The organism is Mucilaginibacter sp. NFR10, assembly GCF_900100445.1.
GTDB classification, from domain to species: domain Bacteria; phylum Bacteroidota; class Bacteroidia; order Sphingobacteriales; family Sphingobacteriaceae; genus Mucilaginibacter; species Mucilaginibacter rubeus.
In genome coordinates this window covers 496,895-514,044 of sequence record NZ_FMTV01000002.1, presented here as the reverse complement: position 1 = coordinate 514,044, position 17,150 = coordinate 496,895, and the positions used below count along the sequence as shown (strand labels likewise).

The following is a 17,150-nucleotide window of genomic DNA, read 5'->3' as shown; positions in this document are numbered from 1 at the left end:
CTACACCCTCCCAGGGGAGGGAATCGCACAATCCTGCGCCTTTTTTAAACAATTAACTCGTCACAAAACAATCAACGGTCAGCCGCGCATAAACGGATTAAAATTCCTCGTACCAATTTCCATTCCGGCAGCCCGGCAGATGGTTTTATCGCCGAACTTGAAATTGATCTGATCCATGGCCTGGTAAAGTTTGATGCGTTCTTCATTATCCTCAAACAGGTTGATCTGGTAACTTCCTGTGCAAAGATCGCTTAGCCGTACGCCTATCAGTCTGATAGGCCGGTGCTGGTCCCAGGCCATTTTAAGCAGGTTCTTCACCCCGGGGATCAGGATATGTTCTGCCGCTGTAAGGGCTATTTTTTGCTGTTGGGTATGGGTTTCAAAATTACCGTAGCGCAACTTAATAGCCAGACATGATGAAAGCTTGTTTTCCCGACGTAATTTGGACGACAGCTCTTCCGTCATGGATACTAAAGTAGTTTCAAGTGTGCGGTGATCAGACACATTGGTATGGAAAGTATGCTCGGTGCTAATAGATTTTCTGTGGGAATGGGAAACGATTTCGCTATGATCGATACCATTGGCTTTTTCCCAAAGCGAGTGCCCGTATTTACCAAAAATAGTTTCCAGGAAACGGATATTGGTGCGGTGCAGATCACCTATTTTTTCGATGCCGTATTGATATAACTTATTGCGGGTACTTTCGCCCAGGCCAGGGATTTTACCAATGTTAAGCGGGGCCAGGAACTTCAGTTCATCTCCATGCTTTACAAACATTTGCCCGTTGGGCTTGGCCTGGTTTGTAGCCATTTTTGCTATGGTTTTGCCTGATGCCATACCGAAGGATATAGGCAGGCCCGTTTCTTTGATTACCTTCTGCCTAAGCTTAGTGGCTTCATGGTAGCAATCAAAAAAGCGGTCCATCCCGGTATAATCTATATAAAACTCATCAACCGATGTTTTTTGATACAGGGGCACTGTATCATGAATGATCTGCGTAACCTCGCGTGAGGCTTCGCCATAGCGCTCGTGCGAACCGCGAATAAGAATGGCATCCGGACAAAGCTTTAAAGCCTGCCGGGTAGGCATAGCCGAATGCACACCAAAAGCCCTTGCCTCATAACTGCAGGAAGCCACAACTCCCCTTTCGGCCGAGCCTCCTATGATCACCGGCTTACCGATCAGTTCAGGATGAAACTTCCGCTCTACCGAAACGAAGAACGAATCAAGATCGATATGAACAATATAACGTTTAGCTTCCACATAACAAAAATGCTAATATTTTTTGTATTTTGCTAATTTTATTAGCATATTTGACGTATAGAAATTGTGAAGCAAATGAGTATATACGAAGATTACCTGCTGTTATTATCCCCTCCCGAAACGGTGAGGCATGAGATTTCACGCTATAAAAAAGCATCGGCAAGGCTCATCGGCAATTATAAAAGTATGGATTCGCCTGCTCATATCTCTATACAACACCTGGAAAGGCAAAAGCCTTTTATGGCCGATAAAAACCTGGAATTGATGGAACAAGCCCTGAATACCATGCCACCGGTATTGCTGCATATGGATGGTTTTTATCATTTCACCCACTTACATAGCCGCATGACCATTTACGCCAACATCCGCGCAACACCCGCTACCGACGACTGGTTTAACACCTTAAAAAAGAAGCTGCGCATTAAAAAGAATCTTATCCCACATATAACGGTTGTGCGTGATATTGCCGAAAAAGATTTCGATACACTTTGGCCGCATTTTAAGCATAAAAAATTGGTGGAGCCATTTTGGGTTAAAGAACTTACCATATTAAAACGGGATACCCTTGATACCTTTGCCAAATGGGATAAGTTTAAGGTTTTTGAATTTAAAAACATGACCGGCCCGGGTTATACCCGTGATGAACTGGAGCTGCTCAAAACCGGCGATCCCGATCAGATCAATTTATTCATTTAAAAAATAATAATCATGGACTACGCATTTTATCATTTTATCCTCCCGATACCTGATCATGTAGATGTTATGATCCGGAAATTAAAAAACGAGGCAAAACGCGTTATCGGCAATTATCCCAGCATGCATGCACGGGCACATATTACTATAAACAATTATCCGCGCAAACCGCTTGATGTAGACGTTCAGGGCTTCTCGTTCCTGAGCAGGAAACTTAGTTTGCTGCCTCTGGTTATTTTTGAAATAGATGGATTTGATTGCTTTAATGAAGGCAATAACTACAATAAAACCATTTTTGCAAAGCTTAAACTTACAGAGCAAAACCAATACTGGTTAAAATTCTTAAAGGACATAGTCGGTGATAGCAGTACCATACCTCATATTACCGTAGCAAGGGCCATCACACCCGAACAATTTAACCTGCTTTGGCCCTATTTTCAAAAAAGGGAAATGAAGGTAAAATTTGTTGTGAACCGGCTTACTATTTTGAAAAATCTGCTGCTGGATCTTGATCAACATGCCAAAACTTATCGCGAATTTGAATTTCGGGGAGATGAAAACGTGTTAACGAAGTACGATAATCTGGCTATAGCAAGGCAAATTAAAAATTATCCATCTATAAATCAACAGATAAGCCTTTTTTAACATTTTCTTAACCATAAACGCTACCTTTTTCTATATTTGCGCCGGGGTAAGTCTTTTACGGCCAGCTCCTCTTGAACTCCCCCAGGGTGGGAACACAGCAAGGGTAGAGAGTTGAGCGGCGCGATAAAAGTAGCTTACCCTTTTTTATTTTCTTATTTTTGCCGTACCGGCAAACGTGCCCCGAACCTGCACCGGTTCACAATTTCTTTAATTTCTTAACTGTATATAAATGCTCGATATATTCATTATTGGTGGTGGCCCGATAGGTTTAGCTTGCGGACTTGCCGCTCAAAAAGCTGGTTTAAGTTTTGTAATTGTTGAAAAAGGCACACTTGTAAATTCATTATACAACTACCCTGCTACCATGACTTTCTTTTCTACATCCGAGAAGCTGGAAATTGGCGGGGTTCCCTTTGTTACCGTACATAACAAACCAACCCGCAATGATGCTTTGGAGTATTATCGCCGGGTAGCACTTTCAAATAACCTGCCTATTCACCTTTTTGAAGAGGTTACCGAAGTAAAGCCGGAAGATGGCTTTTATACCATCATCACAAAAAAGGCAACATACCAGGCTAAAAAAGTGATCCTTTCAACCGGCTTTTATGATATCGCGGTAAACCTTGATATCCCCGGTGAAAACCTGCCCAAAGTAAAACACTACTACCAGGACCCCCATTATTATACCCTGCAAAAAGTAGTTGTAGTAGGCTCGAGCAATTCGGCAATCGACGTGGCGCTTGAAACTTATCGCAAAGGCGCCGAAGTAACTTTGGTGATCCGCGGCAGCGAGGTAAGCAACCGGGTTAAATATTGGGTAAGACCGGATATTATTAACCGCATCAAAGAAGGCAGCATAAAAGCCTATTTCAATTCAAACCTCGAAGCCATCCGCGAAAATGAAGTCGATATTCAAACCCCGGAAGGATTAATCACTATCCCTAATGATTTTGTAATGGCGATGACAGGCTATAAACCCAATTTTGAGTTCCTGAAAAAGCTTGGTATTATTCTTTCTGAAGATAAATTCATCCCCCAATACAACCCCGAAACCATGGAAACAAATATGCCTGGTTTATACCTTGCCGGGGTGGTTTGCGGCGGCCTTGATACCCATCTTTGGTTCATTGAAAACTCCCGCGTTCATGCTGATATGATCATCAATGATATTGTGGCTGGGAGGTGAACGGTTGATTGGGTTGATTAGGTGAATAGTTATTGCTGTAAATCTGCGAGTTACAACAACAAACCAACCACTCATTCAATAAACTTAATCAACCATTCACCAACCAACAAATAATCACATTTTTTTCTTGTATAAATAAAATTTTATAGCCTAATTTGCAGCAAATTAAAAACACAGTAATTCAACAAAAAAATGAATACACCAAGCTTAAATAAGCCCGCTACAAGAGCAAATTTTGCTCCGGTTGCTGCTGCCTTGGGTTCAACTGTTTTTTTAAACTGCCCTCTCCGACGAAGGACCTACATGCCACGGGTTTGAATTAATTTTTCTCCTGTCCACACAAAAAGAGTTTTTTAAACGTCTTTTTAAAAAAACCATCTAATTATTTAAGGCTTATAAAGCCAATTAATTTCACGGTAATTATCTATTTAAATGACAATACAAGATTTTGATATTCAGGTTGCTACTGCACAGCATGTAGATTATGCCACTATGATTTGCGATGAGATGGCCGAATCGGCCAAGGCGCGCGGAACTGGTATAGCTACACGCTCGCCCGAATACGTTGCTAATAAAATGCTGGAAGGCAAGGCGGTTATAGCCCTGCATAAAGACGGTACCTGGGCCGGTTTCTGCTATATTGAAACCTGGAGCCACGGCGACTTTGTTGCCAATTCGGGCCTTATTGTTAATCCGCAGTTCCGTAAGGCGGGATTGGCAAAAGCCATCAAACACCGAATTTTCCAGTTATCGCGTACCAAATACCCTAATGCCAAAATATTTGGGTTAACAACCGGTTTGGCGGTAATGAAGATCAACTCGGAGCTTGGTTACGAGCCGGTTACCTATTCAGAACTAACCCAGGACGAAAACTTTTGGGCCGGCTGCAAAAGCTGCGTAAACTTTGACATTTTAACCAGCAAAAACCGCAAAAACTGCATGTGCACCGCCATGCTTTTTGATCCTGCCGAAAAACAAAAAGAATACGAGGAGAAAATGCAGCGCATTACGCACAAAGCGACTTTGCTTGAGCGTATTGAGAACGCCATAAAGAAACGTATAAAACATGATGTTTAAGAATTAGGTAAAAGGTTAAAGGCGAAAGGTTAAAGGTAGCTGCACCATATGAGAGACTATAAAAAACTTGATGTTTGGAAAAAGGCGCATTTGCTTACAAAGCAAGTGTATGCGGATATACTGCCCATAATGCCCCGTGAAGAACAATTCGCCTTAACTAATCAACTACGTAGATCCACTTATTCTATCCCTTTAAATATAGTTGAAGGGTGTGGTAAAAACACTGATAAAGATTTCACTCATTATCTGGATAATGCGTTGGGGTCTGCACACGAAGTAGAATATACCGTTTATCTGATTTATGATTTGGGATTTATTCCAACTGAAATTTACGATAAAACAAACACCTCAATTAACGAAGTGAAAGCAATGTTAATTGGGTTTATAAAATTTTTGAGAAGCGATAATTAATATAAAACGTACAAGGCGAAACCTTTTAGCTTTAACCTTTCGCCTTTAACCTTAAAAAATGAAAAAAGTAGTATTAGCTTATAGCGGAGGTTTGGATACCTCATTTTGCTGTATTTATTTAACACAGGATCTTGGTTATGAGGTTCATTCGGTTATTGTAAATACCGGCGGTTTTAGCGAGGAAGAGTTAAAAGGCGTTGAGGAACGCGCTTATAAAATGGGCGTTACTTCGCACCATGTGGTTGATGAAACCGAAAACTTTTACAACACCTGCGTACGCTTTTTAATTTATGGTAACGTATTAAAAAACAACACCTATCCGCTATCTGTAAGTGCCGAACGCGTAAGCCAGGCAACTGCTATTGCTAACTACGCTAAAGAAATTGGTGCCGAATTTGTTGCCCATGGCAGCACAGGCGCAGGTAATGACCAGGTGCGTTTTGATATGATCTTCAATATCCTTGTACCTGAAGTAAAGATCATCACCCCTATCCGCGACCTGAAACTGAGCCGTGAAGAAGAAATCGAATACCTAAAAAAACATGGTGTTGATATGAACTTCGAGAAAGCTAAATACTCTATCAACAAAGGGATCTGGGGCACATCAGTAGGTGGTAAAGAAACACTTACTTCAAACCTTGGCTTACCTGAAGAAGCATGGCCTACACAAGTTACCAAGTCTGAAGTAAAAGATCTTGTGCTTACTTTTGAAAAAGGTGAATTGGTAGCTATCGGTGATGAAAAATATGATCATCCAACCAAGGCTATCCAGGCATTACAGGCTATCGCTCAGCCTTATGGCATTGGCCGGGATATTCACGTTGGTGATACCATTATCGGCATTAAAGGCCGTGTAGGCTTTGAGGCCGCTGCTCCTATGGTGATCATCAAAGCTCACCATACTTTAGAGAAACATGTGCTAACCAAATGGCAGCTTTCATGGAAAGATCAGTTATCATCTTTCTATGGCAACTGGCTGCATGAAGGTCAGTTCCATGACCCGATCATGCGCAATATCGAAGCTTTTTTAACCGATACTCAGAAAAACGTTACAGGTAAAGTATTTGTTCAGTTACACCCATATCGCTTCCAGGTAGTAGGCATTGAATCACCATACGATCTGATGTCGAACAAGTTTGGCAGCTATGGAGAAATGAACAACGCCTGGAGCGGCGAAGACGTTAAAGGGTTCTCCAAAATATTTGGCAACCAGGTAATGATCTATCATAAAGTAAATGCCGCCCCCCAGCCCCCTGAAGGGGGAGCAAATGCTCAATAAAGAAAGAATGGCTAATCCAATCAATGAATCCAACGTTCCGGTTCCCCCTTTAGGGGGCGGAGGGGGCGTATTTTCAAAAGGTGATTGCATAAAGCATTATAACTGGGGCGATGATTGCCACGGATGGACCTTCATTGATACTGAAGCCCTGTCCGTTAAGCAGGAGCTGATGCCGCCAGATACTGCAGAGCAATTGCATTACCACGAAAAAGCCACACAGGTGTTTTTTATTTTGAAAGGAAGGGCTACATTTTCGATAGACGGCGAGGTTACGGTATTGAAGCCCGAACAGGGTATCGAGATCCATCCGGGTCAAAAGCATTTCATCAGCAATAACGACCGGAGCGACCTCGAGTTTATTTTATATTCATATCCATCTACAAATAATGATCGGATAAATTTAGCCCCCTAACCCCCTAAAGGGGAATAATTGTTAAAATTATGACTGAATTTAAAGATAATAATGACGCTACTCTTGCTCCCCCTTCAGGGGGCGGGGGGGCGATACGTGCAGGCATAATTGGCGGAGCAGGGTACACCGGTGGCGAAATGCTCCGGATCCTGATCAACCATCCTAACGTGGAGATTGCTTTTGTTCATAGCAACAGCAACGCGGGTAACTATGTTTACCAGGTACATACCGACCTGTTTGGTGATACCGATCTGAAATTTGCGGCCGAATTATCTACAGATATTGATGTACTTTTCCTTTGCGTTGGCCACGGTGATGCCAAAAAGTTCCTGGAAGCAAACGCTATTCCCGATTCGGTTAAGATCATTGATTTAAGCCAGGATTTCAGGCTTAATCAAAACTCAACTTTAAACGGCAAAAGCTTTGTTTATGGCTTACCAGAATTAAATCGTGAAGCCATAAAAACGGCTGCTAATATTGCTAACCCGGGGTGTTTTGCTACCTGTTTGCAATTGGGCCTGCTTCCCTTGGCTTCAAAAGGTTTGCTAAACAACGAAGTACACGTTACTGCTACAACAGGTTCAACTGGTGCAGGTCAAAGCTTGTCACCTACCTCGCATTTTACATGGCGTAATGATAACCTTTCTGTTTACAAAGCATTTAGTCACCAGCATTTAAACGAGATCGGTCAGTCATTGAGGCAGCTACAAGCCGGTTTTGATAAGGCTATCAACTTTATTCCTTACCGTGGCGATTTTACCCGTGGCATTATCGCTTCAATTTATACTGAGAGCGATCTGAGCGAGGAAGAAGCATTAGCACTTTACCAAAGCTACTACGATGGTCATCCGTTTACGCATGTAACCAATCGAAATATTGATTTAAAGCAGATTGTGAATACTAATAAATGCTTTGTGCAGGTAAAAAAACACGACAACAAAATATTCATTATCAGCATAATGGACAATTTACTTAAGGGCGCTTCCGGTCAGGCAGTACAGAACATGAACTTATTGTTCGGGCTGGACGAGCGCGCAGGCTTACGACTTAAGGCGATCGGCTTTTAACGGAGCTGCTCGCCGAATTCTGAAAGTTCTGTTACTAATTAAGTACTAAATTTTTATACCATTTAAGAAATGAAATTATTTGACGTTTATCCTATAAACCCTATTAATATAGTTAGAGGTCAGGGCAGTTTAGTTTATGACGCTCACGATACTGAATACCTTGACATGTATGGTGGCCACGCTGTAATCTCAATTGGTCATACCCATCCGCATTACGTAAAACGTTTAGAAGATCAATTGCATAAACTTGGCTTTTACTCTAACTCTATCGAGATCCCTATTCAAAAAGAGTTAGCGCAAAAGTTAGGTAAAGTTTCGGGTAAGGAAGATTACCAATTATTTCTGTGCAACTCCGGTGCCGAGGCTAATGAGAATGCTTTAAAACTGGCTTCTTTTTATAATGGTAAAAAGAAGGTTATCGCGTTCCGCAAAGCGTTTCACGGCCGCACCTCATTGGCGGTTGCCGTTACGGATAATCCTAAGATCGTTGCGCCTATCAATGAAACTGATAACGTGATCTTTTTGCCATGGGCCGATGAGGCAGCGCTGGAAGAAGCATTCAAAAACAACGAAATCTCTTCAGTAATTATCGAAGGTATTCAGGGTGTTGGTGGTATCCAGGTTGCTCCTGAGGGCTTCCTGCAAAAGATCCGTTCATTGTGCGATGAATATAATGCCGTATTCATTGCCGATTCTGTACAATGCGGTTACGGCCGTACAGGTAAATTCTTCTCGCATGATTTTGCCGGTGTTAATGCTGATATCTACAGCATGGCTAAAGGCATGGGTAATGGTTTCCCCGTGGGAGGTATCATTATTTCGCCTAAAATACAGCCGGCATATGGCATGTTAGGTACTACTTTTGGTGGAAACCATCTGGCTTGCGCTGCAGGCTTGGCTGTTCTTGAAACTATGGAACAGGATAACCTGTTACAAAACGCCGCCGAAGTTGGCGGCTACTTAATAAAGGAGCTTAACAAGCTGGAACAGGTTAAGGAGGTTCGTGGTCGTGGGTTGATGATCGGGATTGAATTGCCTGAGGAATTGGCCCATGCGCGTAAAGAACTGCTGAACAAGCACCATATATTTACCGGCGAAGCTAAGCCAAACGTAATCAGGCTATTACCTGCTTTGAATTTAACTAAGGCCCACGCTGATAGGTTCCTGGAAGCCTTTGTTAATGTATTGAATCAATAAGACGCTCCCTCTAAATCTCCCCCTGAAGGGGGAGACTTAAAAAAATAAATAGCAGAACAACTCACCCAAAAATTGTAAGTTCATGAAACTATTCTCTTCTGTTAATGATGTTGCCGATGTTAACGCGCTTGTAAAAGAGGCATTGGCGCTTAAGCTGGATCCATTTGCCCACCAAAAGCTTGGTAAAAATAAAACACTTGCATTGGTGTTTTTAAATCCAAGTTTACGTACCCGTATGAGTACACAAAAAGCTGCTATCAATTTGGGCATGAATGTAATGGTGCTCAATATCGATAAAGAAGGCTGGGCACTTGAACTGCGCGACGGCGTCATCATGGATGGCACTACTGTTGAGCATATCCGTGAAGCCGCAGGCGTTATGGGCCAATACGCTGATATTATTGGGGTTCGTTCGTTCCCCGGCTTAAGGAACCGTGAGGAAGATTATAGTGAGATGATTTTCAACAAGTTTGTTGAGTTTTGCAAAGTGCCTGTTGTGAGCCTGGAATCAGCTACCCGCCACCCGCTGCAAAGTTTGGCCGACTTGATCACTATTGAAGAGCTGAAAACAACAGTACGCCCAAAAGTGGTATTAACCTGGGCACCGCATATCAAACCATTGCCGCAAGCTGTTCCAAACTCATTCTCGGAGTGGATGTGCAAGGCGGATGTCGACTTTACTATCGTGCAGCCTAAAGGATATGAGCTTTGTACCGATTTTACCCAGGGTGCAAATATCTCCTATGATCAGGATGAGGCTTTAGCCGGCGCGGATTTCATCTACGTAAAAAACTGGTCGGCGTATGAGCCTTATGGCAATATATTAGGTAAACACGAAGAGTGGATGCTTACTAACAAAAAGCTGGAGCAAACCAACAATGCCAAAGTAATGCATTGCTTACCGGTACGCCGTAACCTGGAGCTCTCTGACGAAATATTAGACGGGCCAAACTCAATTGTGGTACATGAAGCCGGCAACCGTGTTTGGGCCGCGCAAGCTGTGCTCAAACAGATGTTGGAACGTATGTAAGTAATTGTTGTTCATATAAAAGCAAGAATCAAAGCAAATCTGTCTTGGTTCTTGCTTCTTCTCGTCTTAAATCTTTCCTTCCCATGTATACGCCAAAACATTTCCAGTTAACGGATGAGCAGGAAGCAATCAGCTTTATGCAGCGCTATAGCTTTGCAACAATTGTAACAGCTACTGATAACGTTCCGTTTGCTACCCATCTTCCCTTCCTGGTAAGCAAACGCGATAACAAAATTGTTTTGTCGTCTCATTTCGCCAAAGCAAATCCACAGGCTACGGAGATCATTGGGAAAGATGGATTGGTGATATTTACAGAGCCTCACGCCTATATCTCACCTAAACATTACGAAAAGGAAACCAACGTACCTACCTGGAATTATATCGCTGTACACGCTTATGGCAAAGCAACCATTTTATCAGAGGGTGAACAAACTGCCGGTTTGTTAGCGCAAATGATCAGTAATTACGAGGCTGATTATCTAACCCAATGGAATAACCTGCCAGATGAATATAAACAACGAATGATGAAAGGGATTGTAGCTTTTGAGATCATCGTTGATGATCTGCAAGGCAAACAAAAACTTAGTCAAAACCGTAGCGAAACGGAACGGGAAAACATCATCAATGCATTAGGCAAAAGTACGGACACTACTGAAGCGGAGATTGGCAAATACATGTCGCTTCTTAAATAATATCCTACCGGGTTACGCTGCACCAAACCCGCGCAGCATGGTTTATTCTTCTATCTTTTTGGAAGCGCTGTTTATCATTCTGTTCAACGTCAATCCCTGAACTATTACCGAAAATATCACAATAAAATAACTGCCGGACAAAATCAGGTGCCGGTATGGCGTATTGGGTAAAGACAACGCAAGGGCTATAGATATAGCCCCGCGCAGACCGGCCCAGGTCATAATGTTGATATTGCTATAGTTCACTTTAAGAGTATGCCTTAAAAACGTTAGAGGCAGCATAATACTCAGCCAACGGGCTATTAAAACTGTAACTATAGAAAGGCTTCCTGTTACCCAGTAGTTATTTACAAAGGGCAGATTGACCAGCTGCAGGCCTATCATCACAAACAAAATCGTATTCAGTATCTCATCAACCAGTTTCCAGAATTTCTCCAGCGCCTCGTGCGACCGTTCTTTATTATCCTGGTTAATAGATTGGCTCCCGGCAAACAGTCCCGCTGTAACAACCGACAATGGAATTGAAAAATCAAGCAAAACTGCCAATACGGATAAACCCATTACTAAGGCCAGCGAGATCAATACGATAGTCTGAAAATCCTTAACCGAGCGCATCAACCGGTGAGCGACATAACCTAAAATGACGCCGGCCACTATCCCGCCAATAATTTCTTTAACAATAAGCAATATAACCTTAGCCAGTTCAATTTTCTCTTCTCCTACCCGAGCCACCTCCAGGATGATCACAAACAGGATCAGCCCAATTCCATCATTAAAAAGGGATTCGCCCGAAATAATGGTTTCAAGATTGGCAGGTAACTTTGAATTACGGATAATGGCTGCAACCGCCACCGGATCGGTGGGTGAAATCAAAGCGCCGAACAACAGACAATAGATCAGCGGCATATGGATATGAAAAAATGGGGCTACATAAAACAACAGGCATCCAAACACCGCAGTCGAAATGATAACCCCCAATGTGCTCAACACAAATACCGGTCGCATTTCTCTCTTCAACTTCCGGCCATCCAGGTTAAATGAGCTTGAAAAAAGCAGAAAACCAAGCAGCACATTCAATACCGCTTTTGAAAAGTTGATATTTTTGGCAAGTGTACCCAGGTAATCCGCTATCGACGAATCAATCTTATCTACAATAAGTATGGTGATAGAAGTAATGGTTGCCAGCAGCACAATGCCGATAGTGCCCGGCAATTTAATAAACCGCGCATTAAGGTACGAGAAAACCGCGCTGACAATAACCAATAAAGCAATTACAACAAACAGATCCATAAATACTTACAAGTAAGGATTCAAAAGGATTATTGTTTGTTTTTATCTCGATTCGGGATCCGTCATTCGGGTTTCGGTATCAAAATAGCGTACGATGAGTCGGTTGTCGCTATTTTTGGTAAAATAGTTGATGGCCCAGCTAAAAAATATGATACCCTTATTGGTAAAGCCTGCCAGCGACATGATGTGTACAAATCCCCACACCAGCCAGGCAAAAAATCCCTGGAAATGAATTTTCCCCAAGTCGGCCACGGCTTTATTTCGGCCTATGGTTGCAAGCGAACCTTTATCCCTGTATTTAAAGGGCACCAACGGCTTACGGTCGAACATTCGGTAAACGTTCTCACCCAGATTTTGTCCCTGCTGGATAGCTACCGGTGCAACACCTGGATGCCCGTTTGGATACTCCTCGGTGATCATAGCGGCAACATCACCTATGGCGTAAATATTTTCGTAGCCTTTTACCTTATTAAATTCATCAACCAGGATTCGGTTACCCCGCGCTATATTATCGGCAGAAATACCTTCAGGAAATTCCCCCTTTACTCCTGCCGCCCAAAGTACATTACGGGTTAACAGTGATGTGCCGTTATCTATCTTTAGTTCATAGCCATTATAGCTTTCCACGTGTGCGCTGTTATAAATGGTTACGTCCATATCCTGCAAAAACTTTTTGGCCTTGGCCCTCGCCCCCGGCGAAAACGCGGCCAGCAGTTCCGCTTTACCTTCAACAAGGTAAACACTCATGCTGTGTTTACGCAAACCATGGTAATCCTTCATTAATATCAACTCGCGCATTTCGGCAAGTGCACCAGATAACTCCACACCGGTTGGCCCTCCTCCTACAACCACAAAGGTCATTAGCGCCGCTTTTTCTTCCGGATCTTTAGATACGAGCGACATTTCGAGGTTTTGCAGGATCAGGCTCCTTAAGTTTAAGGCCTCCGGGATATTCTTCATCGGCATAGCAAAATGCTCTATCTCTTCGTTACCAAAAAAGTTGGTATTGGAGCCGGTAGCTATAGCAAGGTAATCGTAATAAATGGTACCGATGTCAGTATCAAGCGTATTAGTTTCGGGATTGATCTTTTGCACCTCAGCAAGCGCGAAGCGAAAATTCTTTTGCCGCGTAAAGATCCGTCGCAATGGAAAGCCAATTGAATCGGCAGCTATGGAGCCCCCCGCCACCTGGTACAACAAAGGCTGAAACGTGTGATAGTTATGCTTATCAATCATCAGTACGTCAACGGGCGCATCTTTCAATTTTTTGGCTAAATGGATTCCGCCAAATCCTCCTCCTATAATTGCCACCCGCGGTCTGGTATTCTTTTTTTGCTCCATAGATAGTTATAAGCAAGGATAATGCCTTAAAGTTTTCCAATATTACTAATTCTTTCATAATCAAATTGTAAACTTAAACTGCAAGTCCCATTATTCATTTTTAAATCAATTTTTGAAAAAACACACGATATTTTCGTAATTTTAACAGTTTTCCGCTTAAAAAAGTGGAAATTTGGCACCAAAAGAGTTATATTAACAGCTGGAATGAATAAAATTGATACAGATCATATCAAAACGGGTAAATTACCATCAAATAAGAGCCTTTATATAATCAAAATAGGTGGAAACGTTATTGATAACTCTGAAAACCTATATCATTTTTTAAAGGACTTTGAAGCGCTCGACGGCCTGAAGATCCTGGTACATGGCGGTGGAAAAGTGGCCACACAAATGGCCGAAGATTTAGGTATTGAATCGAAAATGGTTGATGGCAGGCGCATCACTGATATTGAAACGCTGAGAGTGGTCACCATGGTTTACGGAGGCCTCATCAATAAAAATATTGTAGCCCAGTTGCAGCGTTTTGGCAACAACGCCATAGGCCTCACCGGTGCCGATGGCAACTTTATTAAAGCGGTTAAACGGCCGGTAAAAACTATTGACTATGGTTTTGTGGGGGATATTGTTAAAGACTCTATCAACCCCGAAAATATCAGCCGGTTAATGGAAGCAGGCTTTACCCCCGTTTTCTGTGCTATAACGCATGATGGCGAAGGGCAGCTGCTAAATACCAATGCAGATACCATTGCTTCGGCACTGGCGGTATCGTTATCGGGATTATATGAAACCACCCTCATATACTGCTTTGAAAAAAAGGGCGTGCTAAAGGATATTAATGACGAAGAATCGCTGATTAGGGAAATTAACCCGCAGCACTACGAGGAACTAAAAGTGGAAAGGATAATACATGGTGGTATGCTACCTAAACTTGACAACGCTTTTACCGCAATTGCTTGTGGTGTAAAGGCAGTAATTATTGGCAAATCAGATGATTTGGGCCAATTGAAAGATAACAAACCATTTGGAACACGTTTAACAAAAAGCGCATGAACGCACAACAGCACATTTCAATATTAGGCTCCGGTAACATAGGGCTGTCATTAGCCAAAGGTTTAGTTAAAAAGGGTATTTGCAAACCCCAGCAAATATCATTAACCCGTCGTAACGTAGCTGCGCTGGCCCAATATGCCGAGCAGGGGTACCATGTGTCAGACAATAACCTGCGTGCCGTGCGCAAAGCCGATATTATTGTGCTGGCCGTACTGCCGCAACAACTCAATAAACTGTTAGATGAGATCAAACCTTCCTTAAAGCCAGATAAGCAATTATTGATATCTGTTATCTCTGGTGTTAGCTGTGCCGATATCCGCCAGCACCTTGACCTCAATGTACAGGTGATCAGGGCAATGCCGAACACCGCGATTGCGATAGGCCACTCCATGACCTGTATCGCTACAGATAACGGCACCAATAAAAATATCAACATGACCAAATCATTGTTTGATACGGTTGGTGTAACTATCCAGATCAATGAAGAATTGATGACCTCAGCCACAGCTCTTTGTGCCTGTGGTATCGCTTTCTTTTTAAGGTCGATCCGCGCTGCTTCACAAGGCGGAACGGAGATTGGCTTTCACGCGCATGACGCTTTAAAGATGGCAGCCCAAACCGCTAAAGGTGCGGCCGACCTGCTATTACAACTGGCATCGCACCCTGAACAGGAAATAGATAAGGTAACTTCGCCAAGCGGCTGTACCATTGCCGGCTTAAATGAAATGGAGCACCACGGTTTCAGCTCAGCCATGATCAAGGGCATTCGTTTATCTGCCGAAAAAGCAGGTGATTTGTATAAAAAGGATAGTTAATTAAGCGAAAAGCTTAAGGCCGAAGGCTCAAAGCTTTTAATCATTATATTTCAATCGTTTTGATAGCGTATATCAAAATGAGTTATTTTAAAAAAAGCAGTTCAGATACAAGCTATTTACATTCAACCAATTAATAAATAGCTACAACAATTGGTATGGTTATGGTATTTGACTGTCGATCTTTCAATATAAAATGTTAACAGTAGAAAAAATTGGCGGTACATCCATGACCGCTTTGGGTGATGTGATCAAAAACATTATCCTGTTTGAACGCAGCGGGGAACAACTTTACAACCGCATATTTGTAGTATCGGCATTTTCAGGGGTAACCAACCTCCTGCTCGAAAACAAAAAGACAGGCGCGCCGGGCGTATATCACAAGCTTGCCAATTATAAGGACTTCCATACGCCGTTAAAACAATTAATTACGCGTTTAAAGCAGATCAATAAAACTTATGAAGGCCTTGGTTTGAACATAGCCGAAGCCGATAGGTACATTGAAACAAGGATCAACGATGCTCAAACCTATCTGGAGAACCTGGCTAATATTCTGGCATCAGGGTATGTAGGTAAAGAAGGCATTTTACAGGCCGCGAGAGAGATCCTGGCCTCAATAGGTGAAAGCCACTCGGCTTTTAACTTTACCAATATCCTGCAAAATATGGGTATCAATGCTACTTTGGTGGACCTGAGCGGTTTTCATGACCACCGTGCATTAACCATTGATCAACGCATTAAGAAAGACCTTGCCCATATTGATTTTTCAAAAACCATTACCGTTGTTACCGGCTACGCCAAAGGCACGGAAGGTATTATGCGCGAGTTCGACCGCGGCTATTCGGAAGTTACCTTCAGTAAAATTGCTGTGGCTGTACAACCACAGGAAGCCATTATCCACAAAGAATACCACCTTTGCACTGCCGACCCTCAATTGGTTGGCGTTGAAAACTGTTTCCCGGTAGGTAATACCAACTATGATGTTGCCGATCAGTTAGCCGACGTGGGCATGGAAGCTATCCACCCAAAAGCATCAAAACCGCTGGAAATAAATGATATCGACCTGCGGATCAAAAACACCTTTCAACCGGAACACCCGGGTACGCTGATCACCCGCGAATATATTTGTGATAAAAAGCGTGTTGAGGTTATCACCGGTACCGATAAGGTGATCATGATTGATATTTACGATCCCTCAATGGTAGGTAACGTAGGCACCGATTTTCATATCATGCAGTTGTTTTACAAGTTTGGCGTTAGCTACAGCTTCAAGGCCACCAGCGCAAATAGCATTTCTATAGTGATATGGGAGAAGGACTACAATAAAAAACTGATTGGCGAACTGGAAGACAATTACGAAAAAGTTGCTGTTGAAAAAATGGCGATGGTTTGCCTGATAGGTTCCAACATGGATCAGCCGGGCTTACTTGCCAAATCGGCAACAGCATTGGCCCAAAAAGGGATCAATATCAAAAGCTGTGGCTTTGCACTAAGAATGGTCAATATCCAGTTTTTGATAGCCCGCGAAGATTTCGATGAGGCGATCCGCGCTTTGAACAAGGCGATGTGCTAAGGGAGGCATTCTTTGAGGTGAAAGGCGAAAGGTAAAAGGCCAAAGGTTGTTTTTGGTAATTTAACATAATGCCTTTCACCTTTCACCTTTCACCTTTCACCTTTCACCTTTCACCTTTCACCTTTCACCTTT

At 42.7% G+C, this 17,150-nt stretch carries 17 protein-coding genes and 1 other RNA gene; 15 read left to right on the top strand and 3 right to left on the bottom strand.

Annotated elements, in window-relative coordinates; translation table 11 throughout:
* Positions 1 to 78: 78 nt before the first annotated feature.
* On the bottom strand, positions 79 to 1,263 hold the full coding sequence (dinB, locus tag BLP33_RS10070) for a DNA polymerase IV (protein WP_090527104.1): 1,185 nt from the start codon (positions 1,261 to 1,263) through the stop codon (positions 79 to 81).
* 75 nt (positions 1,264 to 1,338) lie between these two features.
* Here dinB and BLP33_RS10065 point away from each other — a divergent pair, with 75 nt between their 5' ends.
* The 12 genes from BLP33_RS10065 (at position 1,339) to BLP33_RS10010 (ending at position 10,952) form a co-directional block, all read left to right on the top strand.
* The gene (locus BLP33_RS10065) at positions 1,339 to 1,959 is read left to right on the top strand and encodes a 2'-5' RNA ligase family protein (protein ID WP_090527102.1); all 621 of its coding nucleotides are present in this window, start codon (positions 1,339 to 1,341) and stop codon (positions 1,957 to 1,959) included.
* Between the two features lie 12 nt (positions 1,960 to 1,971).
* Positions 1,972 to 2,601: a 2'-5' RNA ligase family protein gene (locus BLP33_RS10060; RefSeq protein WP_090527100.1), complete on the top strand. Its 630-nt coding sequence runs from the start codon at positions 1,972 to 1,974 to the stop codon at positions 2,599 to 2,601.
* A 44-nt stretch (positions 2,602 to 2,645) separates the two neighbouring features.
* Positions 2,646 to 2,744: signal recognition particle sRNA small type (gene ffs, locus BLP33_RS10055), an RNA gene on the top strand.
* Between the two features lie 86 nt (positions 2,745 to 2,830).
* Entirely contained in the window at positions 2,831 to 3,787 is a 957-nt protein-coding gene (locus BLP33_RS10050) for a YpdA family putative bacillithiol disulfide reductase (RefSeq protein ID WP_090527098.1), read from the top strand.
* A 432-nt stretch (positions 3,788 to 4,219) separates the two neighbouring features.
* Positions 4,220 to 4,864 (top strand): N-acetyltransferase, encoded by a 645-nt coding sequence (locus tag BLP33_RS10045; RefSeq protein ID WP_090527097.1) that lies wholly within the window; start codon positions 4,220 to 4,222, stop codon positions 4,862 to 4,864.
* 48 nt (positions 4,865 to 4,912) lie between these two features.
* On the top strand, positions 4,913 to 5,275 hold the full coding sequence (locus tag BLP33_RS10040) for a four helix bundle protein (RefSeq protein WP_090527095.1): 363 nt from the start codon (positions 4,913 to 4,915) through the stop codon (positions 5,273 to 5,275).
* A 58-nt stretch (positions 5,276 to 5,333) separates the two neighbouring features.
* Complete coding sequence (gene argG, locus BLP33_RS10035) at positions 5,334 to 6,554, top strand: argininosuccinate synthase (RefSeq protein WP_090527093.1); 1,221 nt, start codon at positions 5,334 to 5,336, stop codon at positions 6,552 to 6,554.
* A 7-nt stretch (positions 6,555 to 6,561) separates the two neighbouring features.
* On the top strand, positions 6,562 to 6,966 hold the full coding sequence (locus BLP33_RS10030; protein ID WP_090527651.1) for a cupin domain-containing protein: 405 nt from the start codon (positions 6,562 to 6,564) through the stop codon (positions 6,964 to 6,966).
* A gap of 137 nt (positions 6,967 to 7,103) precedes the next feature.
* A complete protein-coding gene (gene argC, locus BLP33_RS10025) occupies positions 7,104 to 8,033 on the top strand; it encodes an N-acetyl-gamma-glutamyl-phosphate reductase (protein ID WP_254780105.1) in 930 nt (309 codons plus the stop codon).
* A 69-nt stretch (positions 8,034 to 8,102) separates the two neighbouring features.
* Positions 8,103 to 9,230, top strand: coding sequence for an aspartate aminotransferase family protein (locus tag BLP33_RS10020; protein WP_090527089.1), 1,128 nt, complete (start codon positions 8,103 to 8,105; stop codon positions 9,228 to 9,230).
* Positions 9,231 to 9,312: 82 nt separating this feature from the next.
* Positions 9,313 to 10,260, top strand: a complete 948-nt coding sequence (locus tag BLP33_RS10015) for an N-acetylornithine carbamoyltransferase (protein ID WP_090527087.1) — start codon at positions 9,313 to 9,315, stop codon at positions 10,258 to 10,260.
* 83 nt (positions 10,261 to 10,343) lie between these two features.
* Positions 10,344 to 10,952 (top strand): FMN-binding negative transcriptional regulator, encoded by a 609-nt coding sequence (locus BLP33_RS10010; protein WP_090527086.1) that lies wholly within the window; start codon positions 10,344 to 10,346, stop codon positions 10,950 to 10,952.
* Between the two features lie 42 nt (positions 10,953 to 10,994).
* On the opposite strand, the gene BLP33_RS10005 is transcribed toward BLP33_RS10010, so the two are convergent.
* Both BLP33_RS10005 and BLP33_RS10000 read right to left on the bottom strand, forming a co-directional pair.
* Entirely contained in the window at positions 10,995 to 12,242 is a 1,248-nt protein-coding gene (locus BLP33_RS10005; protein ID WP_090527084.1) for a cation:proton antiporter, read from the bottom strand.
* Between the two features lie 42 nt (positions 12,243 to 12,284).
* Entirely contained in the window at positions 12,285 to 13,583 is a 1,299-nt protein-coding gene (locus BLP33_RS10000; RefSeq protein ID WP_139159970.1) for an NAD(P)/FAD-dependent oxidoreductase, read from the bottom strand.
* Between the two features lie 204 nt (positions 13,584 to 13,787).
* On the opposite strand from BLP33_RS10000, the gene argB reads away from it, so the two are divergent.
* The 3 genes from argB (at position 13,788) to BLP33_RS09985 (ending at position 17,018) form a co-directional block, all read left to right on the top strand.
* Complete coding sequence (gene argB, locus BLP33_RS09995; protein ID WP_090527082.1) at positions 13,788 to 14,633, top strand: acetylglutamate kinase; 846 nt, start codon at positions 13,788 to 13,790, stop codon at positions 14,631 to 14,633.
* Positions 14,630 to 15,448, top strand: a complete 819-nt coding sequence (proC, locus tag BLP33_RS09990; RefSeq protein ID WP_090527080.1) for a pyrroline-5-carboxylate reductase — start codon at positions 14,630 to 14,632, stop codon at positions 15,446 to 15,448. The genes argB and proC overlap by 4 nt, the downstream gene beginning before the upstream one ends.
* Before the next feature lie 193 nt (positions 15,449 to 15,641).
* Positions 15,642 to 17,018 (top strand): aspartate kinase, encoded by a 1,377-nt coding sequence (locus tag BLP33_RS09985; RefSeq protein WP_090527078.1) that lies wholly within the window; start codon positions 15,642 to 15,644, stop codon positions 17,016 to 17,018.
* Positions 17,019 to 17,150 lie beyond the last annotated feature (132 nt).